The organism is Zhongshania aquimaris, from assembly GCF_019312595.1.
GTDB classification, from domain to species: domain Bacteria; phylum Pseudomonadota; class Gammaproteobacteria; order Pseudomonadales; family Spongiibacteraceae; genus Spongiibacter; species Spongiibacter aquimaris.
Window position 1 is genome coordinate 1,312,941 of record NZ_JAHWDQ010000001.1, and the last position, 25,745, is coordinate 1,338,685.

The window sequence follows — 25,745 nt, forward strand, 5'->3', positions numbered from 1 at the left end:
CGCCGTTAAGTTTTAAGCCGATAGCCGGTGCGGAATATCCAATAGATCCCAGTCAAACAGAGGCCGAGGAACACCAGTATCATCGCCACACTAAGCCCGACATTAACGTCAGCTACGCCGTAAAAACTCCAGCGAAAGGCGCTGATCAAATATACCACTGGGTTGGCTAAAGTAATCGACTGCCACAAAGGCGGCAGCATACTGATTGAGTAAAAACTACCGCCGAGAAACGTCAACGGCGTGACAATTAACATGGGCACCACCTGCAGTTTTTCAAAACCATCAGCCCAAATGCCGATGATAAAGCCAAACAAGCTAAAGGTGGCCGCTGTTAAAATTAAAAACGTCACCATCCAAAATGGATGGGCAACGTGATAGTCCACAAACAAGTTTGCGGTGAGCAATATAATACTGCCGACAATGACCGACTTGGTGGTCGCCGCGCCGACATAGCCCAATACAATTTCTCGCATCGAAATGGGCGCAGACAAAATTTCATAAATAGTGCCGTTGTATTTGGGGAAATAAATACCAAACGAGGCATTAGAAATACTTTCTGTCAGCAGGGCCAACATCACCAAACCTGGAATGATAAACGCCGCATAACTCACTCCATCGATCTCAACCATACGCGAGCCGATAGCGGAACCAAACACCACAAAATACAGAGAGGTCGATATCACTGGCGATGCAATACTTTGCATAATGGTCCGCCACGTGCGATGCAACTCAAATTTATAGATTGCCTTTATTGCATGGAAGTTCATCGGGCGGCCTCCGTGTCTGCGGATGCTCGCTCTGTTACTAAGCTCACAAATATTTCCTCTAGGGAGCGCTGCTTGGAGCGCAGGTCTTTGTAGTCGATACCGTGCTCATCGAGACGCCTAAATAGATCGGCTATACCGGTTTGATCGCCCTGGGTATCAAAATGGTAGATCAACTCAAGACCGTCATCGGTTAGCGACAGGGGGTAATCTTTCAATTCCGCGGGTAGCGCGAGCAGCGGCTTTTGCAATTGCAGGCGCAATTGCTTTTGTCCCAGTTTATCCATCAAGGCACTTTTTTCTTCTACAAGAATAAGCTCGCCACGGCTAATAACTCCGATGCGATCTGCCATTTCTTCCGCTTCTTCGATGTAGTGCGTGGTCAAAATAATGGTGACGCCGCGCTCGCGAAGACCGCGAACCATTTCCCACATATCTCGACGCAGCTCAACATCGACACCCGCCGTCGGCTCATCGAGAAACAGGATTTCTGGCTCATGCGATAAGGCCTTGGCAATCATCACCCGTCGCTTCATACCACCCGACAATTCCATAATGCGGGAATCGCGCTTATCCCACAGCGACAACTGCCGCAATATTTGTTCTATATATGCTTTATTCGGCGCGCGGCCAAATAATCCGCGACTAAAATTGACCGTCGATATCACACTCTCAAAACCGTCTGTACAAAGTTCCTGCGGCACTAAACCAATTTTGCTACGCGCTGCGCGAAAATCGCGAATGATATCGTGACCGTCGGCGGTAATAACGCCGGAACTTGGGTTCACAATGCCGCAAATAATACTGATCATGGTGGTTTTGCCGGCGCCATTTGGCCCGAGCAAGGCAAAAATTTCGCCGCGCTGTATCTCTAGTGAAACGTCGCGTAGAGCTTGAAATCCAGAATCGTAAGTCTTGCTCAAATTTTGAACATTGATAATCGCTGACACGAACACTCCTCAAGACTGCGGCCAATGGTTGCCCGCAAGTGAAAATAAATCGCCCACGAGTGTCGGCGATGTGGGGAAGCTTGGCAAGTACAAGCGCGGTGAAACTAAGGACTAATCGCCAAACCTTAGCAACTAGCTAGCTACCTGTGACGGCGGGCAAAGCTGCTGCCAAAACATTTTCGCGGCGGTATCACTCATCACATTGATTGCGGTCGCATCGAGGTAAATACCGTCAATCAAGAGTCGACTCATGCCGTGCAGTGTCGACCAACTGACCTGTGCAAAACGAAGGGGATCAATATTTGGATTGCGTATCGATTGCTGCCAAACCCGAATCTGCTCGATATAGACTTTGAAGGCGTTGTGGGCCTCAACCGTTAATGATTCGGTTAGCTGTTGTGACTTCCACAAGCGAGCACCAAACATCAGCTCATAATATTCCGCATTATCAATTGAGAACTGCACATAACGCCGCACAAACACGCGCACGGCCGCCTCGCTTATCTCAGCTCCTTCAATATAAGGCGGCGTGCGCACGACCTCGCGCAAGTGGCGAAATCCTTCTTCGGCTATGCCGCACAGCAAGGCCTGCTTATCAGCGAAGTGATGATAGGGCGCTGTTCGAGACACACCAAGGTTTTGCGCCAATTTCCTCATGGACAAGCCGGCCTCGCCCTCCTCTCTTAGCAGACGAGCGGCTTCGTCTAAAATTTGACGCCGCAAATCACCGTGATGATATGGCTTTTCGCTAGTTGGGCAGGAGGCGCTTTCAGGATGACTTGTCATAGCCGCAATTTACCAAGCAATCTTGACACTGTCTATATTGAACTGTAATCTCGACAAACTTGACACCGTCTAGTTTGAGGTTTTTTGATAAATGTCATCTCAGCACTAGCGCGAATAAGCCTAAAACCCAGAGCGAAGAGAATTCAACTATGAGCAACTACCCCAATATGCTGAAGCCCTTAGACCTCGGCTTCACCGTACTCAAGAACCGCGTCATCATGGGCTCGATGCACACTGGCCTAGAAGAGGCAGAAAATGGCTTTGAACGTATGGCAGCTTTTTTTGCCGAGCGCGCTCGCGGCGGCGTTTCGCTAATTGTAACCGGCGGTTTTGGCCCTAATAAGCGGGCAGCCACACATGAGCACACCAAAATGCTCCGCACCGAAGAAGACTGCGTCGGCCACCGCATAGTGACTGACGCTGTTCACGCTGAAGATGGCAAAATCTGTATGCAGATCCTGCACACTGGTCGCTATGCGTTTAATGAGAACCCCATCGCACCGTCCGCGATCCGCGCGCCAATCAATGCCTTCACTCCGGAAGCTGCGACCGTTGATCAAATTGAAGAGCAGATTCAGGACTTTGTGCTCTCAGCTGTGCTCGCCCAAAAAGCGGGATACGATGGCGTGGAAATCATGGGATCTGAAGGCTATTTCATCAATCAGTTCTTAGCCAACCGCACCAACCATCGCGACGACGAATGGGGTGGCGACTATGAAAATCGCATGCGCTTACCAGTAGAAATCGTGCGCCGAGTACGTGAGGCAACCGGTGAAAACTTTATTATTATCTACCGTCTTTCCATGCTTGATCTGGTTGAAGGCGGCAGTAGCTTCGACGAAATACTGAGTCTCGGACAAGCCGTTGAGAAAGCGGGTGCCACCTTAATTAATACCGGCATAGGCTGGCACGAAGCGCGCATTCCAACCATCGCGACCAAGGTTCCCCGCGCTGCCTTTACTTGGGTAACCGCCAAGTTCCGCGCAGGTTTAAGCGTGCCGGTTATTACGTCAAACCGCATCAACACCCCAGAAGTTGCCGAGGAAGTACTCGCTCGCGGTGATGCCGATATGGTGTCTATGGCAAGACCCTTCCTAGCAGATTCTGACTTTATCGTGAAGGCTGCTGCTGGACGAGGGGATGAGATCAATACCTGCATAGGCTGCAATCAAGCCTGTTTAGACCATATATTTAGCGGCCAGCTAACCAGCTGCCTTGTTAACCCCCGCGCCTGCCATGAAACTGAATTGAATATATCGGCAGCGACAAAACGTAAAACCATTGCCGTCGTTGGCGCCGGCCCCGCCGGACTCGCTTTCGCCACTACCGCCGCTGAACGGGGTCACACGGTGACCTTATTTGACGGGGCGACTGCTATTGGCGGCCAATTTAATATCGCCAAGAAAGTGCCCGGCAAAGAAGAGTTTAACGAAACAATCCGCTATTTTGACCGCCGCTTACAGATCACTGGCGTACAAACAAAACTCGGCACCACCGTCAATCAGCAAATATTAAATGACGGTGATTTTGACGAGGTAGTATTGGCCACCGGCATCAAGCCGCGCACGCCGCCCATCGACGGCATCGATCACCCCAAAGTCATGAGCTACCTCGATGTGATACGCGACGGTAAGGCCGTTGGCAAAAAAGTCGCCATCATTGGCGCTGGTGGTATCGGCTTTGACGTCGCTGAATTCCTAACTCACAACAGCGATTCAAGCACCAATATTCCCACCTTTATGCGCGAATGGGGTGTAGACATGAGCCTGCAAGCGCGCGGCGGTATTGAAGGTATAACCGCCGAACCAGGTGAGTCACCGCGTGAGGTTTATTTACTACAGCGCAAAGTATCTAAGGTTGGCAATAAGCTAGGCAAAACCACCGGCTGGATTCACCGCGCAGGCTTGCAGAAAAAAGGCGTCAATATGGTGCCGGGCTGCGAGTATATAAAAATAGATGATGCCGGCCTACATATCCGTGTCGGCAGCGAGGAGCGCATTCTCGACGTCGATAATGTCATTATTTGCGCGGGCCAAGAATCACTTACCGAGCTAAGCGTGGGCTTAAATGCGCCGGTCCATTTAATTGGTGGTGCACACTTGGCCACGGAGTTAGATGCCAAACGCGCGATTGACCAGGGCACGCGACTCGCCGCGGCAATCTAAAAAAATTGCGGGGCATGGAATCTGCCGCCCCGCAATCACCGTATTGAAGCTGTGTTTCTAAACAGAGGCCGTCATTTGCTATGCGCTAAAACCATGGCATATGACGCAGCACTTCAAACAATGCAACTTCGCAAGCCCTACCGTTTTTTAGCAATTATCTGCGTGCTTATCTGTCTTACGGCGTGCAGCAGCACATCGTCAAGTAGTAATACAAACGACGCCACCAGAGTCAGCAACCATTACGATGGTGAAAAATTTCACAACCCCTATTGGCTGGATTTTGATAAAAGTATTTGGGATATCATTCGACTGCGCTACTTTTCCGATCTAAAAATAGCCGACAACCAAGCCAACGCCCATCTCGTTCCCGTAGTCGACCGCATCGCTGATCTTCGCTCCGCTGAGCCAGATGAGTTTCAGCTTACCTGGCTGGGGCACGCGAGTTTTTTAATCCAGTATCGCGGCATTGCTATTCTAACCGACCCCATACTATCGCCACGCGTGTCACCACTTCCGCTTGGCGGCTATCCCCGTTTGGTTCCTATGCCCATCGGCATCGATGACTTACCGGCTATCGATTACGTGCTTATCTCTCACAATCACTATGACCATCTTGATGCAAATACTATAGAAGCGCTGGGGAAATCACCCCATTATTTAGTGCCCGCAAAACTTGGTACTTGGTTTACCAAATTGGGAATTCCACCTGATCACATCCACGAATTTGATTGGTGGGAAAGCCGTGAAGATGCCAATATCATCGCCACCGCAACCCCATCACAACATTGGTCTGGGCGCGGCTTATTCGACCGCTTTGACACTTTGTGGGCATCTTGGCATGTGAAAATTGCCAACCGAAGTATTTGGTTTGCGGGCGATACCGGATACAACCCTCATCAATTTGTTGAGATTGGAAAACGCCTCGGCGGCGTTGATTTAGCGTTAATCCCAATTGGCGCCTACCATCCACGTAGCTTTCTCAATGAGCAACACGTCGACCCTGAGCAAGCTATTCAAATTCACAAAGATATACGGGCTAAACGCAGTATTGGCATGCACTGGGGGACCTTTCAGCTTAGCGCTGAAGCCATAGATGAACCGGTAAAACTCATTGCGCAAGCGCAACGACAAGGCCGCATAAATGAAGGCGAGTTCACCACCATGTCTATAGGAGAAACTCGAAAGCTCCCTTAATATTCAGCTCATTTAAACGGATCGTAAAACTCGCTCGTAAGTATAAGCCACCGCATTTGGGTGGAACAAAAGGTAAAACAACGCCTCCAAGTCCTCGCGACGCGATACAATCTCGTTGGCTATCCAATTGCACGCCGCATTCCGCAACCCTCGCAAAAAGGACATGCATGCCCCATCACGGCCAGATACTACGTTCGCTCCTAATCGCTGCAGTCACGGTACTGCATTTTATTCAGGCGGCGCACGCAGCGGAGCCCGACACACTGAATCGACAACGTTTTGCGGTTCACAATAAGTGGCTGACCGAAATGAGCGGTGTCGCCGCCAGTAATATTTATAAGAATCATTTTTGGGCACACAATGACAGCGGCGACAGAGGCCGCCTATTTTCATTTGATAGTACTGGCAAAGCGCAAACCGAATTGAGGATCAACGGCAGCAGCGCCTTTGACTGGGAGGACATGAGCAGCTTTAAAGACAGCAGCGGCTCCTACCTACTGATCGGCGACATTGGCGACAATATGATGCTTCGCCCCTTCGCTGACGTGTATTTAGTAAGTGAACCCAAAGACCTGCGCAAACCCATCATTCACGCGAATATTAAACGTCGCTATTCGCTGATCTACGAAGATGGCCCCCACGACGCCGAAGCAATGGCCGTCGATGCCACCGAGCGGTTTGTTTACATTCTAACCAAACGCGACGCGCACCCGCGCCTATATCGCTTTTCGTTAGACGCGATATCAGGAAAGCCCATACCCCTTAATTATCTTGGCGAGATACGCAGTATCCCAAGTATCGAAAAACACAAAGCGCAGCGCCAGGGTGGTATTAGCGGCGGCTCGCCAACGGCGATGGAAATTAATCCCAGCGGTGATATCGCTATGATAGTCACATTGCGAAACACGTATTTTTTCAAACGGGAACGAAATCAAAGTTGGCTGGACGCGCTAAATAAAAGCCCGTATGCGCGAATTAATAATCGCCTGCGTCAGGCTGAGTCCGGTACATTTACTCAGGATGGCAAGAAAGTATTAATTGGTTCGGAAGGACAACCCGCGATATTAGAATTTAGCGACACGCCGCTGTATCCCAATCGCAAAAATTGATACCGGCGCACTAACGTGCGCCGGCAAAACACACTAAGCCGTCACTGCCGGCGTGATACAAAATAGCGTCAAAATCACGCCAATACCGGCAAACCATACTAAACTGCGCACGGTTGCCCAATTTTGCAGGTAGCAGATAGTAAAAACGACGCGGATACCTATATAGGACATCGCCAGCAGATTCACACAGTCCTGAGCCGCACCGCCAAATTGCGCGATAATAACCGCCGCCGCAAACAAGGGAAATCCTTCAAAACCGTTTTGCATAGCAGCCACCGCACGGGCGCGTCGACCATCTAGTTTTGCCATCCACTCCCGCGGATGATTATTGTCGAACTGACCAATTTCCGTTTTTCCTAATTTTGCAATCAAGGCGGTAAGCCCTGGCATAAGACCCGCAACAAAAATACACCAAAATGCGATACTCATTTTTCATCCCCTCGTTTTATGTTATTAAAATAATTTTTTCTAATTATTAATACGTAATCGATCGTCGCACCCAATAAAAAAAGTCGAACTATTTTGTGATCTCTATATAACGACTAAATTAATCAGTGCAATTGGGTTTGATTAGCGTACGCAACCAATTTAAAAACCCATTTTCTTGTAAGACCATTTTATCTACGCCATCAAAAAACACCTCAAGTCCTGCTGGATCAGCAAAAAAATCAGCGCGGGTTTTCATTTCGATTTCTGGATCAAGGGCTTTCACAACAACAGCGGGATTGCCAGCCACAATGACGTTGGCCGGCACATCTTTACTGACGACCGCACCCGCCGCCACCACACTGTTCTCACCGATTGAAACGCCCTTCAAAACAGTGCAGTGATCGCCAAGCCAAACATTGTTAGCAATATGCACCGGCGTCACTTTGTCACTACGACGGCCGCGATCATACAGCTCATGCCAATCGCTATCGGTAATATAGACACCGTTTGCCATCATGACACTGTCACCAATAATAATTTCATTGGCGGCAGAAATACGGGTGCCCGGACTAATCATGGCGTAGTCACCAATTTTGATCCGGCCACTTGTCTCGTCTGCGCCCCACACCCCAATTTTTACGCGGCCGTCAGGTTCACCAACTATTGTCGCGCAACGACCAATCTCGATATTCGGTCCCGAAATGGAGATATACCACGGCTTCATAAAAGTGGGATAATCGCCAAGATAATCACAAGCAGGCTTCAAAAAATGCTGGGTATACCAGCTGCGAAAACGCAAATATATTTTCTTCACCCAATAGGGTCGTCTGTCCTGCCGCATTAGCTCGCCATCATTATTGTGGTGCGCTAGTGTCGCAAGGGCGGCCCCGCAGAGCAATCGATACAATATTACCAATTCATGAAAAAACGCAGCGACAACACACCCCCTAGGGAGGTGACAAGTAATCAGCGCGGTATTCACCCGAACCTGGCATCGACGGTGACGAAGCACCTGCACCATCTATTTAAGAAACCCTATGCTCAACATAATGTAGATGCTTTCAATAGCGCGAACGCATGGCTCGATGGCAGAGGCCGACCGCTAATTCTCGACTCTTTTTGCGGTACCGGTGAAAGCAGTCGCCAAATTGCCCGCCAATATCCAGACTCACTTGTGATCGGCGTCGACAAATCGGCGGCACGACTGCAGCGGCATCAGATAGATCAACACGAAGATCTAGAAAACTATCTCCTCGTCCGTGCGGATGTCGATGATTTCTGGCGCCTGGCAGTGGATGCCAATTGGCAGCTACAGAGACACTTTTTGCTGTACCCCAACCCCTGGCCCAAAAGCGCGCAGTTACAATATCGCGTGCACGGCTCAGCGGTTTTCCCCGCACTGATAAAACTTGGTGGCAACATTACACTGAGAAGTAATTGGAAGTTATACGTTGATGAGTTTGCAGCGGCGCTCTCCATGACAGGCAATACCGCAAAAGCCACCGCCTACCACCCCGCCGCAACGATCACCGCGTTTGAACGCAAATACCATCTCGCCGGCCAGCCTTTGTGGGACTGCAGCTGCACGATTACCTCATCGATATAGTCCGGTTTAGCACGCCACTGTTATCTGAGCCGCCGGCGGCGTTATACTAGGGTCACATTCACCAATACTGTAATAGCGATGACCAAACCCGCGACCAATTCAGCGCCTCACCCAGATCCTGTATGGCAGACTATCCGCAAGGAAACTGCCTGCGAGGTTGAGCGCGAGCCCGTTCTAGCGAGCTTTCTGCACGCCACCATTCTCAATCACGACAGCCTTGAAACGGCGCTGAGTTTCCACCTTGCGCATATATTAAATAGCCCTGCTGCCTCAGCGCTATTGGTGCGTGAAGTGATAGAAAAGGCCTTTGCCGCCGACCCCAATATTGGCCGCGCAATTCGCGCCGATATATGCGCAGTATTTGAACGCGACTCTGCATGCTCCGGCCTGTCTGTGCCATTTCTGTATTTTAAAGGCTTCCATGCACTGCAGTCCTATCGCATTGCCCACTGGCTTTGGAATCAGGGCAGAACCTCATTGGCACTGTTCTTCCAGAACCGAATTTCCTGCGAGTTCGGCGTTGATATTCATCCAGCGGCAAAAATTGGACGCGGCATCTTAATGGATCACGCAACCGGTATTGTCATTGGTGAAACCGCCGTGGTCGGCAACAATGTGTCAATCATGCAGTCGGTTACACTGGGCGGAACGGGCAAAGAGGAAGGTGATCGCCACCCCAAAGTAGCCGATGGCGTGTTGCTCAGTGCGGGAGCGAAAATTCTTGGCAATATCCATATCGGAGAAGGCGCACAGGTCGTGGCTGGTAGTGTGGTGTTACGAGATGTTCCCCCGCATACCGTCGTAGCCGGCGTACCCGCAAAAGTCATCGGCAAACCCGATTGCCCTTCGCCGGCACTTTCTATGAATCATCGCGCCTGTTGCGACGAGTAATTACGAAAAACCAGAACCATTTGCAGCAGTGCCAACAGAATTGTCGCTGCTGCAAATCGTCTAACTAAAAATCTACTTAACGCTTACAAGCGGGCCTAATGCCGTTTGCCTTAGCCTTTTCGTAGAGCGGCATCGCCGTCACCATTTGCTTTTGTAAATCCTTGATACGCGATGTGTGAGATGGGTGAGTAGACATAAACTCCGGCGGCTGCCCCCCGCTCACGGCACTCATATTCTGCCACAGGGCAACGCTAGCTTGTGGATTGAATCCCGACTTGGCCATTAGGTCTAAACCGACAATATCGGCCTCAGACTCTTGCGCCCGCCCGTAGGGAAGAACTAAACCGTATTGCGTGCCCAGTCCGAGCAAACCCATCACAGTTTCTTTTCCTGCCCCCTCGCCCAGCAGAACGCCAATGAGCTGACTACCGGTACCAGCGACACTCTGAACAGACATACGCTCAGCGCTGTGATGCGCCAATACATGCCCCACTTCGTGGCCCATTACCGTGGCTAACTGATCAGCATTTTTAGCTACTTGGAATATACCGGTGTGCACACCAATTTTCTTACCTGGCAGGGCAAACGCGTTAGCCGATTTTTCTTCAAAGACGACTACTTCCCAGCTTCCGCGCCACTCAGCGGGTAGAGAGGCGGTAATCGCATCAGCAATACAACTTACGTACTTGTTCGTCGCACCGTCTTTATTGATGGTCATTTTCTTTTTCATTTCTTCAAACGCAGTGCCGCCCATTTGCGACATTTCTCCGTCTGAAAATAGCAATACCTGACGCCGTCCCGTTGGCGACTCAGCGCAAGATGCCAGTAAACCTGCTAGAACTATTGCCAACACCGGCTTTAACTTTGTCATAAAATTCCCCGCGTTAATCTGCTATTGTGCGGCTATTATGGCATAGCCTTCGAGTTGATGAACGATGAAGTCTGCCAGATTTTTATATGGGAGTGTACACAGTGAAAGAACCTTGCCCATGGTGCACCGCCACGCCAGAATACGTTAAGTACCATGACGAAGAGTGGGGGGTACCGACCGATGACGACCGGATTCACTTTGAATTCTTGGTGCTTGAGTCAGCGCAAGCCGGCTTAAGCTGGCTGACGATATTAAAAAAACGCGAGGGCTACCGCAAAGCCTTCGCCAATTTTAACCCCATCAAAGTTGCCAACTTTGACAATAAGATGGTCGAGATTTTAAAAGCCAATCCTGACATTGTCAGAAACCGGCTGAAAATTGAGAGCACCATCACGAATGCGCGTCATTTTTTAGCCATTCAACAGGAGTTCGGGAGCTTTGCCCGCTATATGTGGTCGTACTTTGACGATAAGCCGATACAAAACAAATGGAAAACCATGGCGGAAGTTCCTGCGACGAGCAAAGAATCTGACCAAATCAGCAAAGATCTCAAAAAGCGCGGCTTTAAATTTTTTGGCAGCACCATCTGTTACGCGAATTTACAAGCATTGGGCTTTGTTAATGATCACTTGCTAAGCTGTCCACGTAATAAGACGTGTGCAGACTTAGGCAAACAATTTCGGCCACATTGGTTATAACGACAAAAAAGGTAACCACCATGAGATTACTCGCATTATTCACTCCACTTTTGCTACTCGTGCTAAGCGGTTGTAGTAGCACCGACGTTGTAACTGACTACAACCCCCGCGCCGACTTCAGCCGCTATGAGCGCTACATCATTGCAGACACCAGTGGCGCAGATAAGACCGTATCACCCTTCGTTGTCGATAACGTGAAAGAGTCACTGCAGCGCCAACTAAAAGCCGGCTTATACACGCTAGCCGACACCCCTGCCAATGCGAATTTTCTGGTGCGCTACTATGTAGCTGAGGCTGCCGAAACCATCGACAGAAGCCCGCGCTTAGGACTTGGGTTTGGGAGTTTCGGCGGCAATTTTGGGATCGGCACCTCAGTTGGCGTGCCGCTGGGCAAAGATAAAATTAATCGAAATATTCAAATCATTATCGACTTGCTAAACCCCGCCGATAACAAATTAACTTGGCGTGGCTCCCTGGTTGTCGAGCTAAACGATCGCGACCCTAAAGTAAACGCAAACACCATCGAACGTGCCGTGACAGAAATCTGGAGTCAGTTCCCGCCAGCCTAATGGTAGCGACGCAGACTTTTTACGCCCTACTTAAAGCAGTAGGGGAAAAGTAATTTAAGCGCTGCTGCGTCCATCTCACGCAGCAGCGCGATGTTTCTATCGGGGATGCCATCTGGGTCTGAGTGCGCAGCAATCGCCTGCTCAAGACTATCTTCGCGAAGGAGGTGAAATATAGGATAAGGTGACCGGTTGGTGAAATTCTCAGGGTCAGCTTTTTCAGTGCCACCAAACTGATAGCCGGGATGAAAACTCGCTATTTGAATTTCTCCCTCCCAATCGCCCTCCTGCAATACTGCGTCAGCTATATCTAGAAAATCATTGTAATCGTAAAAATCCTGCAGCATATCGGGCACAACGAGTAAGCTGGTTTCTAAAACACTCACTGCGGTCTCTTCAATCCGGCACAGCGCCCGATGTAAATCATTCACTAAGTCCTCCGCAGTAGCGGCACGACTAACCTCAATAGCGACTCGTTTTTCCTGCAGCGGTTTAGCTGCAAAGGGGCACAAACCCAATCCCACCACGGCCTCGGTCAACCACTGCCGCACTTCTCGCTCGACTACGTCACTATCTACTGTCATTTCAGTACTCATTACATGGCGCCTCGAGAAGCAGGATCTCGACCACACCATTATAGGATTATGGTATTACAGCTACGCTGCTTAGGAATAAATACAATAATACAGCCTCAAAGAGGTCATGGCAGCAGTAACTTAGGCTGCTACACTGGGTAAGTGAACTAGCTTGCTGCACATCGTTGAATCATATCAGCAAGACTAGCAACGCCGGACACAGCTAGGAGCATAATATGAAACGCTATTATTTTTTGACGGATAGCCTCGACAAGCTCACCGCCGTAGAACACGACCTCGCCGACAACGGCATTTCTAAACCGCAAATTCATGTACTGAGCCGTGATGACTCCGGAGTCAGCAATCGTAAATTAAACGGCGTTGAAGCTGTTTTGCGTAAAGATGTTGTGCAGGCCATGGAACGCGGAGCCCTAATTGGCTTAGCCGCCGCTGCTTTAGTCCTTGCCGTAGGCCATTACTCCGGCGCGACGACAAGCGTTGGCTGGGTACCGTTTATTTTTCTATCCATTGTCATGCTCGGCTTTTTTACTTGGGAAGGCGGACTCTTTGGTATTCAAGAGCCCCATCATGATTTCAAACGCTTTGATCAAGCGCTGTCATCTGGACGCCATTTACTATTGATCGATATCGATGAAAAAGACCACGGCATTCTTAATCGCGTCACTGCGTACTACCCGGAACTGGAGTTTTCTGGAACGGGGAATGGGTCCCCAAATTGGTTTATCGGACTGCAAAACAAGTGGCGCAACTTTATTGAAGTCATGCCATAGAGAACACGTTTTAAGGTGCGGGAGAAATCTCGCAGTTAAAAAATAGCCCAGCGTTAAAACGCTGGGCTATTTTTTTAAAGGATACTGAGCTTGATTAGCGGCGTTAGATTATTTCTGATGATACTGCGCAGATAGCTCACGCACACACTCTATAAACGCACCGGCATGAGCGGGGTCCACTTCTGGCGTAATCCCATGACCAAGGTTAAAAATATGACCAGGTCCACTACCAAAACGAGCCAAAATAGTCGCCACTTCCTCGCTAATGCGCTTGGGAGAAGCCCGCAACATCGAGGGATCCATATTACCTTGGAGCGCCACTCGGTCACCGACCCGTGCCTTCGCCAAACCAATGTCGGTTGTCCAATCTAAACCTAGTGCACTGGCGCCAGCATCAGCCATCAGCTCTAACCACTGACCGCCGTTTTTAGTGAACAAAATAACCGGTACAACACGGCCATCGTTCTCCTTAATTAAGCCGTCAATAATCCGCTTCATATAACGCAAACTAAATTCTTGATAAGCGTTGTGACTTAGTGCGCCGCCCCAGGTATCAAAAATCTGTACGGCTTGCGCGCCAGCGCGAATCTGGTCGTTTAAATACGCCGTCACGCTCTGCGCCAGCTTATCTAGCAAGGCATGCATTAGCTCAGGCTGATCAAACGCCAAGGCTTTAGCGCGGGCGTGATCCTTGGAACCACCGCCCTCAACCATATAGGTCGCCAAGGTCCACGGACTGCCAGAAAAGCCGATAAGCGGCACCCGGCCATTTAACTCACGACGGATTGTACGCACCGCATCGCAGACATAAGTCAGGTGCTTTTCGCCATCGACTATCGGCAGAGCGTCGACGTCGGCCATGGTACGCACGGTTTTCTTAAAGCGCGGACCTTCGCCAGTTTCAAAATACAAGCCCAAGCCCATGGCATCGGGAATAGTTAAAATATCGGAAAATAAAATAGCGGCGTCTAGCGGATAACGCGCCAGTGGTTGGAGTGTTACCTCGCAAGCCAATTCAGGGTTCATACAAAGCGACATAAAATCGCCCGCGACCGCCCGTGTTGCACGATACTCAGGTAGGTAACGACCCGCTTGGCGCATCATCCACACAGGGGTGTAATCGACAGGCTGACGTTGCAGCGCGCGAAGGAAGGTATCGTTTTTTAGTTCAGTCATATATCGCTCAAAGCTAGACGGTAAACGGGAGAGGCTGGCATGAAACGTCACACAGCTTTTGCGTTTTCCGTCTCCCGTCCAGCGTCTGCAATTTAAACTTTCAAGTAATCCAAAATCCCTTCAGCGGCCTGACGACCTTCCCATACAGCGGTAACAACCAAGTCCGAGCCGCGCACCATATCGCCACCAGCAAACACCTTGGCATTGCTAGTTTGAAATTTATAGCTCTGCTCTTCCGGTGCAACAATACCGCCCCAGCTATTGATATCAACACCCGCGTCGCTCAACCACGACGGCGGATTAGGCTGAAAACCAAATGCGACAAGTACAACATCAGCGGGAATAACTTCTTCACTACCTTCTATTGGCTCAGGGCGACGACGGCCATTTTCATCGGGCTCGCCTAGCTGTGTTGTCACAACCTTTATACCTTCAACCTTGCCATCGCCAACAATGGCAATCGGCTGGCGATTGAAGAAAAACTGGACGCCTTCTTCGCCCGCGTTTTGTACTTCCTTGCGCGAGCCAGGCATGTTTTCCTGGTCGCGGCGATAAGCGCACACAACGCTCTCTGCGCCTTGACGAATAGAGGTTCGGTTGCAGTCCATCGCGGTATCGCCACCGCCCAACACGACAACACGCTTGCCTTTCACATCTATAAAGTCTGCGGCGTTCTCTTCCCAGCCCATGTTCCGATTTACATTTGAAACCAGGAACGGCAAGGCGTCGTAGACTCCTGGCAGATCTTCACCGGGAAATCCGCCCTTCATATATTTGTAGGTCCCCATACCAAGAAATACAGCATCGTATTCCTCAAGCAATGAATCCATGGTGATGTCTACGCCAACATCAACGTTGCAACGGAATTCAACACCCATCTCTTCCAGCACTTTACGGCGGCGCTGAATAACTGACTTTTCTAATTTGAATTCGGGGATACCGAAGGTCAGCAAACCACCGATCTCTGGGTAGCGGTCAAATACCACCGGTTTAACACCAGCGCGCACAAGTACGTCGGCACAGCCTATACCGGCGGGCCCAGAACCAATCACCGCGACTTTTTTATCTGTCCACACCCGCTTAGACATATCTGGGCGCCAGCCCATAGCTAACGCTGTATCAGTAATATACTTTTCTGTAGAACCGATGGTTACCGCGCCGAAACCGTCGTTTAGGGTGCATGCACCTTCACACAAACGATCCTGCGGGCACACTCGACCACAGACTTCTGGCAGGCTATTTGTTTGATGGCTAAGTTCAGCAGCCTCAAACAAATTCCCCTCGCTAACTAGCTTTAGCCAATTAGGAATGTAGTTGTGCACCGGACATTTCCACTCGCAATAAGGGTTACCACAACCCAAGCAGCGATGTGACTGGTGCTTCACTTCCTCTTCTTTATACGGCTCGTAAATTTCTACGAAGGCGGTACGACGCTGAACAAGATCTTTCTTGCCTGGATCCTGACGACCCACATCGAGAAACTGGAATGAATTCTGTAAACGCTCTGCCATTTTCAAATTACCTCATTGCTACTCGGCGGGCTTATTCCGGACGTCTTCTGGTGGAGTCAAGCAAGCGGCTGAGGCTCGCCGCCTTCGGCTTGATCATCCAGAATTTACCGATGTAGTCGTCAAAATTGTCGAGGATATGCTGCCCCCATGCGGAGCCTGTTTCAGCAACGTATTCAACGATGTTGCCGCGCAAATGCGCTCGGTATGCTTCCATTGACTCGGAGTTAATACGGCACATTTCGACTAGCTCGCTGTTATACCGATCAACGAAGCGATTTGCCTCATCTAAGACATAGGCGAAACCACCGGTCATACCTGCACCAAAATTGACCCCAGTAGGCCCCAAAACAGTGACAATACCGCCAGTCATATATTCGCAGCAATGGTCACCCGCGCCTTCCACAACCGCGTGAGCACCGGAATTACGAACCCCAAAGCGCTCACCTGCAATGCCTGCAGCAAATAGCTTGCCGCCGGTGGCACCGTAAAGACAGGTATTGCCGATAATCGCGGTATCTTGGCTGTTAAACACACTACCCTTAGGCGGATAAATAACTAACTTACCACCGGCCATGCCCTTACCGACGTAGTCATTGGCATCGCCTTCAAGGTACATATTTAGGCCGCCAGCATTCCAGACACCGAAACTCTGACCTGCGGTACCCTTCATACGAAGCGTAACCGGTGCGCCTTCCATACCAAGATTGCCATGGCGCTTAGCTATTTCACCGGACAAGCGAGCGCCAATGGAACGATCACAGTTGGTTACCGCAAACTCGAGATCCGCGCCAGACATGGATTCGATCGCAGGCAAAGCCGCAGCAACCATCGCCTCCGCTTTCTCGCCCTTATCAAAGGGGGCGTTTAGCTCAACCTGACAAAATTCAGGCTGATCTTTTGCGGCTGGGTCTTTAAATAGAATAGGCGATAAATCCAGCAGTTCTTGCTTCTCTGTTTCTCCAACCTTCTGCTTGAGCAAATCAGTGCGGCCAATGAGCTCTTCCATAGTACGAATGCCGATACTCGCCATCCACTCACGGGTTTCCGTTGCGATAAAGGTGAAGAAATTCATCACCATTTCAACGGTGCCGATGAAATGCTCGTCGCGCAGACGCTCGTCCTGGGTCGCAACACCAGTCGCACAGTTATTGAGATGGCAAATCCGCAGGTATTTACAGCCCAGCGCCACCATTGGTGTTGTACCGAAACCAAAACTCTCCGCACCCAACATTGCCGCTTTCACGACATCTAGACCGGTTTTTAAACCGCCGTCTGTTTGTACGCGCACTTTGCCACGCAAACCATTGCCGCGCAGGGTTTGTTGCGCTTCCGATAGCCCCAGCTCCCACGGTGAACCGGCATAGCGAATCGAGGTAATGGGGCTCGCTGCAGTGCCACCGTCATAACCAGAAATCGTAATTAGGTCTGCGTAAGCCTTGGCAACACCAGCGGCGATAGTCCCGACACCGGGCTCAGATACCAGTTTCACCGAAACCAGCGCTGAAGGATTAACTTGCTTAAGATCGAAAATTAGCTGGGCTAAATCTTCAATCGAATAAATATCGTGATGCGGCGGTGGCGAAATCAAGGTCACACCAGGCACCGAGTAGCGCAATCTGGCGATCAAGGCATTCACTTTACCGCCGGGCAATTGCCCGCCTTCACCGGGCTTAGCGCCCTGCGCTACTTTTATTTGCAGTACTTCGGCATTAACCAAATAGTGCGGCGTTACACCGAAACGGCCAGATGCAACCTGCTTGATTTTTGACACCCGCTCAGTGCCATAGCGAGCAGGGTCTTCACCACCCTCACCAGAATTTGAGCGACCGCCCAGGCGGTTCATGGCAGTCGCCAGGGCTTCATGAGCCTCTGGGCTTAAGGCACCCAATGACATACCCGCGGAGTCAAAGCGACGCAATAAGCTTTCTATTGGCTCAACTTCATCAAGCGGTATTGGCTTAATATCATCTTTAAAGCCAAGCAAATCGCGAATAGTCGCCACTGGGCGAGTGTTCACCAACTCGGCGTATTTTTTCCACTGTGCGTAATCACCACTTTTTACCGCTTCTTGCAGCGTCATTACGACATCGGGGTTAAACGCGTGATATTCCTTACCGTGCACATATTTGAGTAAACCACCTTGATCGATGGTTTTACGCGGCAACCACGCCAACGTCGCCAACGCTTCTTGATCGCGCTGCAACTCGGGAAATCCCGCGCCGGCAATGCGACTCGCCACACCTTTGAAGCAGGTTTCAACCACGTCAGTCGACAAACCAATGGCTTCAAATAGCTGCGCACCGCGATAGGATGCAATGGTTGATATGCCCATTTTGGACATGATTTTAAGCAGGCCTTTATTAATGCCTTTGATGTAGTTGGTGTGGGCAGTTTGCTCGTCACCCAGCACTTCACCACAGCGCAACATATCGCTAATAACCGCAAAGGCCATATACGGATACACAGCGGTAGCGCCAAACCCAAACAAACAGGCCATTTGATGCGAGTCGCGGGCACTGCCGCTCTCCACAACAATATTAGCGTCGCAACGCAAACCTTGTTTAATCAAATGGTGATGCACGGCACCAGTCGCCAATAAACTATGCACAGCAAGCATACCAGGCTCGATAGCCCGGTCACTGAGCAACAAAATAACCTTGCCGCTACGCACTGCGTTTTCCGCCGCCAACGTCACTGCAGCAACAGCATCCTTTAACGATGTCAGCGCGGGGTCGTAGGCCAATTCAATGCGCGCCAGTGGATAACGCGGAGAGTCTACCGTCATCAAGCGATCAAACTTGTCTGGCGACAAAACCGGACTGGTTAAAATTAAACGATCGGCGTGATCAGCGGTCTGCTCAAACACATTTTGTTCGGCGCCCAACAGGGTTTCCAAACTCATAACGATAGTTTCACGCAGCGGATCTATCGGCGGGTTGGTAACCTGTGCAAATTTTTGACGGAAGTAGTCATATAGAGAACGCTTTTGACGCGACAATACCGCCATCGGGGTATCGTCACCCATTGAGCCTACGGCTTCATTGCCGCTGTCAGCCAGTGCGGATAACACTTGCTCACGCTCTTCAAAGCTAACTTGGAAGTATTTTTGGAACGCCGCTAGGGTTTCTGCCTCTGGCAGCGCTGGACGATTACCCTGCCCGAGCTGATCCTGAAGACGGTTGCCGTTCTCACGCAACCACTGCTTATAGGGATGCGCAGATTTGAGACGATTATCGACTTCCTCGGTATGCAGTACTTCACCCAATTCAGTGTCGACTACAAGTATCTGACCAGGCCCAACACGGCCCTTAGACACAACATCTTCCGGTGTATAACCGTAGGTGCCGATTTCCGACGCAACGGTAATAAATCCATCCTTGGTAATAACCCAGCGTGAAGGGCGAAGTCCATTGCGGTCTAACATACAGACAGCGTAGCGTCCGTCAGTTAGAACTAAGCCCGCAGGACCGTCCCAAGGCTCCATATGCATGGAGTTGTATTCATAGAATGCTTTTAAATCAGCATCCATATGCTCAATATTTTGCCAAGCTGGTGGTACTAACATCCTCACAGCGCGGAATAAATCCATGCCGCCGGCAACCAATACCTCCAGCATATTATCGAGGCTTGAAGAATCCGAACCCGTGCGATTTACCAGCGGTGAGAGCTCTGCAACGTCTGGCAATAAAGGACTGCTAAAATTGCGTGTACGTGCCTCTGCCCAATTACGGTTACCCTCAATCGTATTAATTTCACCATTGTGAGCCAACATGCGAAACGGCTGAGCCAAAGGCCAACGGGGCATGGTATTGGTGGAAAAGCGCTGATGGAATACGCAAATTGCGGTCTCTAGCGCTGGGTTTGCTAAGTCTAGATAGAAGCGCGGTAAATCTACCGGCATCACCAAGCCTTTGTAAGAAATAACATCGGCAGACAAACTAGAGATATAAAAATCCGGGTCTGAAACTAAGGCCATTTCCGCTTGGCGACGAACAACAAACAGGCAGGTCCGCAATTGTTGCGCATCCATACCGTCAACATTGATAAATACCTGCTCAATTCTTGGCAAGCTTGAAAGTGCAATCTCACCACAGACTGACTCATCAATGGGCACAACTCGCCAACCAGCGGGCTGGAGACCATTTTTAAGCAATACCGCTTCAAAGTCAGCACGAGCTGACGCAGCCAGTTGTTCATCCCGGCTGAGAAAGATCTGTCCCACACCGTATATTTCGCTTAACTCGCTGCCACAAGATTCTTTCGCTACGGTGCGCAAAAAACCATCTGGCTTTTTGAGTAACAAGCCACAGCCATCACCTGTTTTACCGTCGGCGGCAATCCCGCCGCGGTGTGTCATGCAGGTCAACGATTCGATGGCTGTCTGCAACAATTTATGGCTCGCATCACCCTGCATATGGGCAATTAGGCCGAATCCACAGTTGTCACGCACATCTTCAGGTCTGTACAGGCCTGTACTCATAAAACGACTCTCGCAAAATTACTAAGAAAAACAAAAAGATAGTCGAAAAGAATGTTCGGGGATTTTACACATACCCGAAAAAAGGAGTGACATTCTACACGGATGCAGCAAAAGCAACAAACGCCGTCACCTGATCGTTCGATTTTTAACCAACTCGGTGTAACTAAGCACGAACTCCGGCATCGCGCAATACTTGTGCGATTACATCTTCTGGCGCCTGACTGCTGACCACCGCCTCTCCGAGCCCCGTCAAAAGCACTAAACGCAATCGCCCATCGAGAACTTTTTTGTCACGCCCCATCAACTGCAAAAATTGATCCACATCCATATTATTGGGTGGCGCAACTGGCAACCCGGCCTGCTGCAGCAAGGATTTCGCTCTCGTCAGAATTTCCGAGTTTAACCACTCCAACTCTACCGACAGGGACAGGGCAAGCACCATCCCCGCTGACACGGCCTCACCATGCAGCCAGTTGCCGTAGCCTTCTGCGGTCTCTATCGCGTGCCCAAAGGTATGACCAAGATTTAAAATTGCGCGACGACCACCTTCGCGCTCATCTTCAGCAACGACCAAGGCTTTGTTTGCGCATGAACGGTAAACAGCCTCTTCCAGCAAATCGGTATCACGCCGCATTAGACCTGCAATATTTGCTTCCAGCCATTCAAAAAATGGCGCATCGCAGATTAAACCGTACTTAATGACCTCAGCCATACCTGCCGAAAACTCTCGCTCTGGCAAGGTATCGAGCAAACTCAAATCAGCGAGCACACAATTAGGCTGATGAAATGCACCGATCATATTTTTACCCAGCGGATGATTAACGCCGGTTTTGCCACCCACCGATGAATCTACCATCGATAGCAGGGTGCTAGGAATTTGAATGAATTGCACACCGCGCTGATAGCAAGCCGCCGCAAAGCCACACATATCACCAACAACACCGCCACCTAATGCTATCAACGTGGTGCCGCGATTGTGATTTTTTTCTAACAAGGTATCGAAAATTTGCTCAAGCGTAGCCAAATTTTTATGGGCCTCACCGTCAGGTAAAACTACCTCACACACTGACTTATCGCTAAGCTGCGCTTTTAGTGCTGCCAAATACAAGGGAGCGACCGTACTGTTGGTAACAATACAAACTTGTCGGCCTGCAATATATTGCGCCCACAAATTTGGCTGACCAAGCACGTCACGCGCGATAAAGATGGGATAGCTACGCTCTCCCAAATCGAGTTCGAGGTTTTTCATCTAGATGTATCCGGGAAAAGATTAATATACCGACCAAGCTGGCTAGTATATCAATATTGCGCACTCAGGTCGTCAGCCCCGAGCTGGGAACACAGCTCCTGCACAACTGACTTAGGCGTCCGATTATCGGTTAAGACCGTAAAGTCGGCAATTTCTTCATAAAGAGGTTCGCGCAGCGCCATTAGATTGCGCAGGGTTGTGGCAGGATCACCTGTTTGTAACAGCGGTCGCTTTCGATCGCGCGCGGTGCGACGTATTTGCTCATCAACGGAGGTTTTGAGATAGATAACAGTGCCTTTGGCAACCATCAACTTTCGGCTATCACCGCGTAAAACTGCGCCACCGCCAGTTGAAATGACAACTTGAGCAGCATCACTCAATTCGGCCAACATGGATTCTTCACGGTCGCGAAACCCCTCTTCGCCTTCCATATCAAAAATCCAAGGAATATCAACGCCGCTGCGCTCCTCAATTTCGCGATCGACATCGCGGAAATCAAAACGCAGCGTGTCAGCGAGCAATCGCCCTATCGTACTCTTACCCGCTCCCATTGGGCCAACCAAAAATACCGCCCCAGACTTCATCATCACAACATTAATCTACCAAGCTGTCCGCTAAAATACGCGGCGTGATAAAGATCAATGTTTCCTGCTTTTCGCGAGACACAGTAGTACTTTTGAACAAACGACCTAGAAACGGGATATCGCCAAGGAAAGGTACTTTGGTTTCAGAAGAAATATCTAACTGATCGTAAACTCCGCCCAAAACCACAGTCTCCCCGTTGCTCACCAAGACCCGCGTTGTTAGCTCAGTGGTATCGATTGTCGGAACCTGACCACCGAGACCCGTGGCTATGACCAATGAACCTATGGTGTCCTGATTGATCGTCAAATCCATAATGATACGATCGTCGGGCGTAATAATAGGCGTGACATCTAATTTCAACACGGCCTCTTTAAACGCAATAGTGGTCTCACCATTGGCCGAGGACTGCGGGTAAGGAATTTCAGTACCAGATTTGATAACGGCAGGCTCTTTATCCCCTGTCACAATACGTGGCTGCGACACTATTTCGCCGCGCCCCTTAGATTCTAGTGCAGACAATTCCAAGTTAAGAAGCACATCAGAACTAATGAAACCCAATGCGAATGAACCCGCAGCGCCCGACACACCCAAGTCGGTCACCAAACCCGGCACAGCCGTGTAGGTCGGCGAACCAGCCGCCAAAGCATTTAAAAAGTTATTTTGGGTAGCCTGATCACTTTCAAGATCGCCATTTGCTGAGTACACCTTGTCGCCGTCGGCTTTAACATAAGCACCACCCCAGCGAACACCAAGCGCGCGGTCAAAGTCAGAACTTGCGCGTACAATGCGCGCCTCAATCTGAACCTGTCGAACCGGCACATCTATCAGGGCGATCAAGCGACGGAACTCGTCCAAACGCTCGGCGGTTTCAGTAATTAATAGCGAGTTAGTGCGCTCATCAACAATTACCTTACCCCGCGGCGACAAAATACTGCCGGTAGAATTTTCATCGTCCTCGCCATCTCTACCTGGCTTAAATAATTTAAATAGCTCAGCCGCATCCGCGTAACGCACGCGAATAAACTCACTTTGCAGTGGCGCCAATTCTTCGACCTGCTTCTGAGCAGCGATCTCCTGACGCTCGCGCTCCGCAATTTCAGCTGCGGGCGCTACCATCAATACATTTCCAACTTGGCGCTTATCCAGGCCCTTGGTTTTTAAGACTAACTCTAAGGCCTGATCCCAGGGCACGTTCTGTAAGCGCAATGTAATATTGCCCTTTACCGTATCACTGGCAACTAGGTTCAACTCGGTGAAATCAGCAATAAGCTGGAGCACTGACCGCACTTCTATATCCTGGAAGTTCAGCGAAAGCTTTTCGCCAACAAAGGCAAATTCACGACGACGATCATCGACTTCTTTTTTAGTCAGAGGCTTAACGCTAACAACATATTCGGTATCAGTCTGATAGGCTAAATAATCATATTCGCCCGTTGCCTCCAGAGACAATTTGGCGCCTTTATCACCCATGCGGGCATCGATACTTTTTACCGGTGTGGCAAAATCGGCGACATCAAAACGACGTTGCAAATTCTGCGGCAAATTTACGCCACCAAAATCGACTTTGATTTTCGCGCCTTCTACAAATACATTCACATCCGCCTTGGCATCAGCAAGCTGAATAACGAGACGGCCTTCGCCCTTCTCGCCGCGACGAAAGTCCAAATCGGTAATACTGTTACCCGTCGTCACCGCAGGCGTTGCAGAGGAGGTCAACGGGCTATTATATTTTTCTTTTAAGTACGCTTGGCTGCCGCCGCCGCCAACCTCAACGATTAATACATTTCCCTCCTGACGGGTTTGATAAGACGCCAGTTTAATCAGGTTAAGCACAACCCGAGTTCGATCTCGCCCTTCTAGTACAACCGCGCTGCTAGCATTGTCGTAGGATAGCGGGAATTTCTTTTGGTTTAGCATATTCCCTGAGCCCACCAAATCCAGAGCGATACGCGCCGGCTTTTCGATGGTATAACCCTTTACCTCAGGTGCGGGGCCATCAAAGGTTAACCGAGCTTCAAAGCTACCGCCTTGCAGAGAGTTAAACTCAATATTTTTTAAATTAGACGCCATGACGGCAACTGATGCCAAGAGCAAACATATTCCGGAGAGGAGCTGTCGCCCCAGACCTGCTCGGTCATAAGGTCTTTTGCACTGCATCTGTACTCGGGTATTCATGTACGTCTCCGCCTTTCGAATTCTTACTTACGGACTTTCAATTCAAGGGAGCGAGGTCGCTCAACCCAACCATCCCCGCCGGTAGAAACAATCTCTACCACTGTCAGGTAATTTTCAGCTACATCTATGATCTTGCCGAAATTTCGGCCAAGATAATTATTCCTGCGCACTCTATGCACTCCACCATCCGGATCTTTAATCAGCGCCCAAAGCACTCCTTCAAGACGCACAGTGCCAACCACAGTGATAGAATCCAACGAGAACTGCTCTAAAAATTCTTTCTCGCGCTTTAAATCAGGCTTGATATTACTAGCCGTCTCCAAACGCGCAATTTCTTTTACATCTACCGGACGATTAAACGGCGCCCTCATTCCTGAGGCCGAATAACTAAATGCACGGTAAGCCTTTAAAGCGGGAATAGGCGCAATTTGACCAGACGGCGACGCGCGCTTTTCGGCAACGAAGGCATCCAGATCCGCGTATTGATTGCCGCCACTACACGCAGCAAGCATTGATACACCAGCAACTAACACCAAACGAGGGAAAATCATTATTTGTCTCCCCCCTGGTCTTTATAGCGATAGGTTTTTGCTGTAATCGACATACTTTGCTGACTTAAGTTTTTATTAGACTCGATATTGTAATCATGCAAAGTCACTATCCGCGGCAATCCGGCAATGCCACTAACAAACGCCGCTAAGTCGTGGTAGCTGCCGCTAACTTTAATCGCAATTGGCAGCTCTACATAAAACTCTCTGGCGCGCTCAGCTTGTAGCTGAATGCTGCTGATATCCAAACCGTTGGAGACCGCCTTTTCTGTCATATCTTCAAGCAGGCCAGGTACTTCGGTGTCTGCCGGCAGCTGGCTGAGAAGAATACCAAAAGACTCCTCCATTTCCGCCATTTGCTTCTTCAACGGGATAAGCTTAGCCGCTTTGAATGCTTTCTTTTCAAAATCCGCCTTAAGCTGCAATTCCTTTGCCTCAACAGCGGCCAACTGCACACGTAAGTCAGCGATAACGTAAAAATAACCACCAACTAAGCACAGGATAAACACTGCAACCCAAGCGCCCACTCTCACTAGTACAGGCCAAGCACCAATATTGTCTACATTGAGTTCGCTGAGATCGAAGCTCTTTAGCTCGTCGACCAGCTCTTGCCATGCTGCCACTGC

23 protein-coding genes are annotated in these 25,745 nt (G+C 50.0%); 8 read left to right on the forward strand and 15 right to left on the reverse strand.

Going from position 1 to position 25,745, the window contains the following annotated elements; genetic code table 11:
* Positions 1 to 5: 5 nt before the first annotated feature.
* The 3 genes from KXJ70_RS06010 to KXJ70_RS06020 form a co-directional block, all read right to left on the reverse strand.
* Positions 6 to 767 carry an ABC transporter permease gene (locus tag KXJ70_RS06010; protein ID WP_219042521.1) on the reverse strand — a complete coding sequence of 254 codons (762 nt, stop codon included), beginning with the start codon at positions 765 to 767 and terminating at the stop codon, positions 6 to 8.
* Positions 764 to 1,714 carry an ABC transporter ATP-binding protein gene (locus KXJ70_RS06015; RefSeq protein ID WP_219042522.1) on the reverse strand — a complete coding sequence of 317 codons (951 nt, stop codon included), beginning with the start codon at positions 1,712 to 1,714 and terminating at the stop codon, positions 764 to 766. Before KXJ70_RS06015 ends, KXJ70_RS06010 begins: the two co-directional genes overlap by 4 nt.
* Before the next feature lie 132 nt (positions 1,715 to 1,846).
* The gene (locus tag KXJ70_RS06020; RefSeq protein ID WP_219042523.1) at positions 1,847 to 2,500 is read right to left on the reverse strand and encodes a TetR/AcrR family transcriptional regulator; all 654 of its coding nucleotides are present in this window, start codon (positions 2,498 to 2,500) and stop codon (positions 1,847 to 1,849) included.
* A 149-nt stretch (positions 2,501 to 2,649) separates the two neighbouring features.
* Here KXJ70_RS06020 and KXJ70_RS06025 point away from each other — a divergent pair, with 149 nt between their 5' ends.
* The 3 genes from KXJ70_RS06025 to KXJ70_RS06035 all read left to right on the forward strand — a co-directional run bounded on the left by KXJ70_RS06025 (position 2,650) and on the right by KXJ70_RS06035 (position 6,968).
* Entirely contained in the window at positions 2,650 to 4,665 is a 2,016-nt protein-coding gene (locus KXJ70_RS06025) for an NADPH-dependent 2,4-dienoyl-CoA reductase (protein ID WP_219042524.1), read from the forward strand.
* A gap of 93 nt (positions 4,666 to 4,758) precedes the next feature.
* Positions 4,759 to 5,859: an MBL fold metallo-hydrolase gene (locus tag KXJ70_RS06030; protein ID WP_219042525.1), complete on the forward strand. Its 1,101-nt coding sequence runs from the start codon at positions 4,759 to 4,761 to the stop codon at positions 5,857 to 5,859.
* A 167-nt stretch (positions 5,860 to 6,026) separates the two neighbouring features.
* Positions 6,027 to 6,968, forward strand: coding sequence for a hypothetical protein (locus KXJ70_RS06035; RefSeq protein ID WP_219042526.1), 942 nt, complete (start codon positions 6,027 to 6,029; stop codon positions 6,966 to 6,968).
* A 33-nt stretch (positions 6,969 to 7,001) separates the two neighbouring features.
* Here KXJ70_RS06035 and KXJ70_RS06040 read toward each other — a convergent pair whose 3' ends face one another.
* Together KXJ70_RS06040 and KXJ70_RS06045 are read right to left on the reverse strand one after the other, a co-directional pair.
* Entirely contained in the window at positions 7,002 to 7,397 is a 396-nt protein-coding gene (locus KXJ70_RS06040) for an MAPEG family protein (protein WP_219042527.1), read from the reverse strand.
* Positions 7,398 to 7,515: 118 nt separating this feature from the next.
* The gene (locus KXJ70_RS06045) at positions 7,516 to 8,238 is read right to left on the reverse strand and encodes an acyltransferase (protein WP_219042528.1); all 723 of its coding nucleotides are present in this window, start codon (positions 8,236 to 8,238) and stop codon (positions 7,516 to 7,518) included.
* 78 nt (positions 8,239 to 8,316) lie between these two features.
* Between KXJ70_RS06045 and trmB the strand changes: the two genes are divergently transcribed.
* Both trmB and cysE read left to right on the forward strand, forming a co-directional pair.
* Positions 8,317 to 9,003 (forward strand): tRNA (guanine(46)-N(7))-methyltransferase TrmB, encoded by a 687-nt coding sequence (gene trmB, locus KXJ70_RS06050; RefSeq protein ID WP_219042529.1) that lies wholly within the window; start codon positions 8,317 to 8,319, stop codon positions 9,001 to 9,003.
* 78 nt (positions 9,004 to 9,081) lie between these two features.
* A complete protein-coding gene (gene cysE / locus KXJ70_RS06055; RefSeq protein ID WP_219042530.1) occupies positions 9,082 to 9,894 on the forward strand; it encodes a serine O-acetyltransferase in 813 nt (270 codons plus the stop codon).
* 76 nt (positions 9,895 to 9,970) lie between these two features.
* Here the strand turns inward: cysE and KXJ70_RS06060 are convergent, their stop codons facing one another.
* A complete protein-coding gene (locus KXJ70_RS06060) occupies positions 9,971 to 10,765 on the reverse strand; it encodes a M48 family metallopeptidase (RefSeq protein WP_219042531.1) in 795 nt (264 codons plus the stop codon).
* Between the two features lie 86 nt (positions 10,766 to 10,851).
* Here KXJ70_RS06060 and KXJ70_RS06065 point away from each other — a divergent pair, with 86 nt between their 5' ends.
* Positions 10,852 to 11,463, forward strand: a complete 612-nt coding sequence (locus tag KXJ70_RS06065) for a DNA-3-methyladenine glycosylase I (protein WP_219042532.1) — start codon at positions 10,852 to 10,854, stop codon at positions 11,461 to 11,463.
* A 20-nt stretch (positions 11,464 to 11,483) separates the two neighbouring features.
* Complete coding sequence (locus tag KXJ70_RS06070) at positions 11,484 to 12,032, forward strand: DUF4136 domain-containing protein (protein WP_219042533.1); 549 nt, start codon at positions 11,484 to 11,486, stop codon at positions 12,030 to 12,032.
* A 26-nt stretch (positions 12,033 to 12,058) separates the two neighbouring features.
* On the opposite strand, the gene KXJ70_RS06075 is transcribed toward KXJ70_RS06070, so the two are convergent.
* Positions 12,059 to 12,625 (reverse strand): DUF1415 domain-containing protein, encoded by a 567-nt coding sequence (locus KXJ70_RS06075; protein ID WP_219042534.1) that lies wholly within the window; start codon positions 12,623 to 12,625, stop codon positions 12,059 to 12,061.
* A gap of 215 nt (positions 12,626 to 12,840) precedes the next feature.
* Here KXJ70_RS06075 and KXJ70_RS06080 point away from each other — a divergent pair, with 215 nt between their 5' ends.
* Positions 12,841 to 13,395, forward strand: coding sequence for an NAD/FAD-utilizing enzyme (locus KXJ70_RS06080; RefSeq protein ID WP_219042535.1), 555 nt, complete (start codon positions 12,841 to 12,843; stop codon positions 13,393 to 13,395).
* A 108-nt stretch (positions 13,396 to 13,503) separates the two neighbouring features.
* Here the strand turns inward: KXJ70_RS06080 and hemE are convergent, their stop codons facing one another.
* The 8 genes from hemE to KXJ70_RS06120 all read right to left on the reverse strand — a co-directional run bounded on the left by hemE (position 13,504) and on the right by KXJ70_RS06120 (position 25,742).
* Positions 13,504 to 14,571: a uroporphyrinogen decarboxylase gene (hemE, locus tag KXJ70_RS06085; protein WP_219042536.1), complete on the reverse strand. Its 1,068-nt coding sequence runs from the start codon at positions 14,569 to 14,571 to the stop codon at positions 13,504 to 13,506.
* 92 nt (positions 14,572 to 14,663) lie between these two features.
* Positions 14,664 to 16,082 carry an FAD-dependent oxidoreductase gene (locus KXJ70_RS06090; protein WP_219042537.1) on the reverse strand — a complete coding sequence of 473 codons (1,419 nt, stop codon included), beginning with the start codon at positions 16,080 to 16,082 and terminating at the stop codon, positions 14,664 to 14,666.
* A gap of 31 nt (positions 16,083 to 16,113) precedes the next feature.
* Entirely contained in the window at positions 16,114 to 20,562 is a 4,449-nt protein-coding gene (gltB, locus tag KXJ70_RS06095) for a glutamate synthase large subunit (RefSeq protein WP_219042538.1), read from the reverse strand.
* Between the two features lie 163 nt (positions 20,563 to 20,725).
* Positions 20,726 to 21,811 (reverse strand): 3-dehydroquinate synthase, encoded by a 1,086-nt coding sequence (gene aroB / locus KXJ70_RS06100; protein ID WP_219042539.1) that lies wholly within the window; start codon positions 21,809 to 21,811, stop codon positions 20,726 to 20,728.
* Between the two features lie 50 nt (positions 21,812 to 21,861).
* Positions 21,862 to 22,398 carry a shikimate kinase AroK gene (aroK, locus tag KXJ70_RS06105; protein ID WP_219042540.1) on the reverse strand — a complete coding sequence of 179 codons (537 nt, stop codon included), beginning with the start codon at positions 22,396 to 22,398 and terminating at the stop codon, positions 21,862 to 21,864.
* 7 nt (positions 22,399 to 22,405) lie between these two features.
* On the reverse strand, positions 22,406 to 24,571 hold the full coding sequence (locus tag KXJ70_RS06110; protein ID WP_219042541.1) for a type IV pilus secretin PilQ: 2,166 nt from the start codon (positions 24,569 to 24,571) through the stop codon (positions 22,406 to 22,408).
* Between the two features lie 23 nt (positions 24,572 to 24,594).
* A complete protein-coding gene (locus KXJ70_RS06115) occupies positions 24,595 to 25,122 on the reverse strand; it encodes a pilus assembly protein PilP (protein WP_219042542.1) in 528 nt (175 codons plus the stop codon).
* Positions 25,122 to 25,742, reverse strand: a complete 621-nt coding sequence (locus KXJ70_RS06120) for a type IV pilus inner membrane component PilO (RefSeq protein ID WP_369409762.1) — start codon at positions 25,740 to 25,742, stop codon at positions 25,122 to 25,124. Before KXJ70_RS06120 ends, KXJ70_RS06115 begins: the two co-directional genes overlap by 1 nt.
* Positions 25,743 to 25,745 lie beyond the last annotated feature (3 nt).

Coding starts and splice junctions, on each gene's coding strand:
- hemE (WP_219042536.1), bottom strand. CDS start 14,571: ATGACTGAACTAAAAAACGATACCTTCCTTCGCGCGCTGCAACGTCAG.
- KXJ70_RS06110 (WP_219042541.1), bottom strand. CDS start 24,571: ATGAATACCCGAGTACAGATGCAGTGCAAAAGACCTTATGACCGAGCA.
- aroK (WP_219042540.1), bottom strand. CDS start 22,398: ATGATGAAGTCTGGGGCGGTATTTTTGGTTGGCCCAATGGGAGCGGGT.
- KXJ70_RS06090 (WP_219042537.1), bottom strand. CDS start 16,082: ATGGCAGAGCGTTTACAGAATTCATTCCAGTTTCTCGATGTGGGTCGT.
- KXJ70_RS06035 (WP_219042526.1), top strand. CDS start 6,027: ATGCCCCATCACGGCCAGATACTACGTTCGCTCCTAATCGCTGCAGTC.
- KXJ70_RS06045 (WP_219042528.1), bottom strand. CDS start 8,238: ATGCGGCAGGACAGACGACCCTATTGGGTGAAGAAAATATATTTGCGT.
- gltB (WP_219042538.1), bottom strand. CDS start 20,562: ATGAGTACAGGCCTGTACAGACCTGAAGATGTGCGTGACAACTGTGGA.
- KXJ70_RS06030 (WP_219042525.1), top strand. CDS start 4,759: ATGGCATATGACGCAGCACTTCAAACAATGCAACTTCGCAAGCCCTAC.
- KXJ70_RS06070 (WP_219042533.1), top strand. CDS start 11,484: ATGAGATTACTCGCATTATTCACTCCACTTTTGCTACTCGTGCTAAGC.
- KXJ70_RS06075 (WP_219042534.1), bottom strand. CDS start 12,625: ATGAGTACTGAAATGACAGTAGATAGTGACGTAGTCGAGCGAGAAGTG.
- KXJ70_RS06040 (WP_219042527.1), bottom strand. CDS start 7,397: ATGAGTATCGCATTTTGGTGTATTTTTGTTGCGGGTCTTATGCCAGGG.
- trmB (WP_219042529.1), top strand. CDS start 8,317: ATGAAAAAACGCAGCGACAACACACCCCCTAGGGAGGTGACAAGTAAT.
- KXJ70_RS06025 (WP_219042524.1), top strand. CDS start 2,650: ATGAGCAACTACCCCAATATGCTGAAGCCCTTAGACCTCGGCTTCACC.
- KXJ70_RS06065 (WP_219042532.1), top strand. CDS start 10,852: ATGGGAGTGTACACAGTGAAAGAACCTTGCCCATGGTGCACCGCCACG.
- KXJ70_RS06115 (WP_219042542.1), bottom strand. CDS start 25,122: ATGATTTTCCCTCGTTTGGTGTTAGTTGCTGGTGTATCAATGCTTGCT.
- cysE (WP_219042530.1), top strand. CDS start 9,082: ATGACCAAACCCGCGACCAATTCAGCGCCTCACCCAGATCCTGTATGG.
- KXJ70_RS06010 (WP_219042521.1), bottom strand. CDS start 767: ATGAACTTCCATGCAATAAAGGCAATCTATAAATTTGAGTTGCATCGC.
- KXJ70_RS06060 (WP_219042531.1), bottom strand. CDS start 10,765: ATGACAAAGTTAAAGCCGGTGTTGGCAATAGTTCTAGCAGGTTTACTG.
- KXJ70_RS06080 (WP_219042535.1), top strand. CDS start 12,841: ATGAAACGCTATTATTTTTTGACGGATAGCCTCGACAAGCTCACCGCC.
- KXJ70_RS06020 (WP_219042523.1), bottom strand. CDS start 2,500: ATGACAAGTCATCCTGAAAGCGCCTCCTGCCCAACTAGCGAAAAGCCA.
- aroB (WP_219042539.1), bottom strand. CDS start 21,811: ATGAAAAACCTCGAACTCGATTTGGGAGAGCGTAGCTATCCCATCTTT.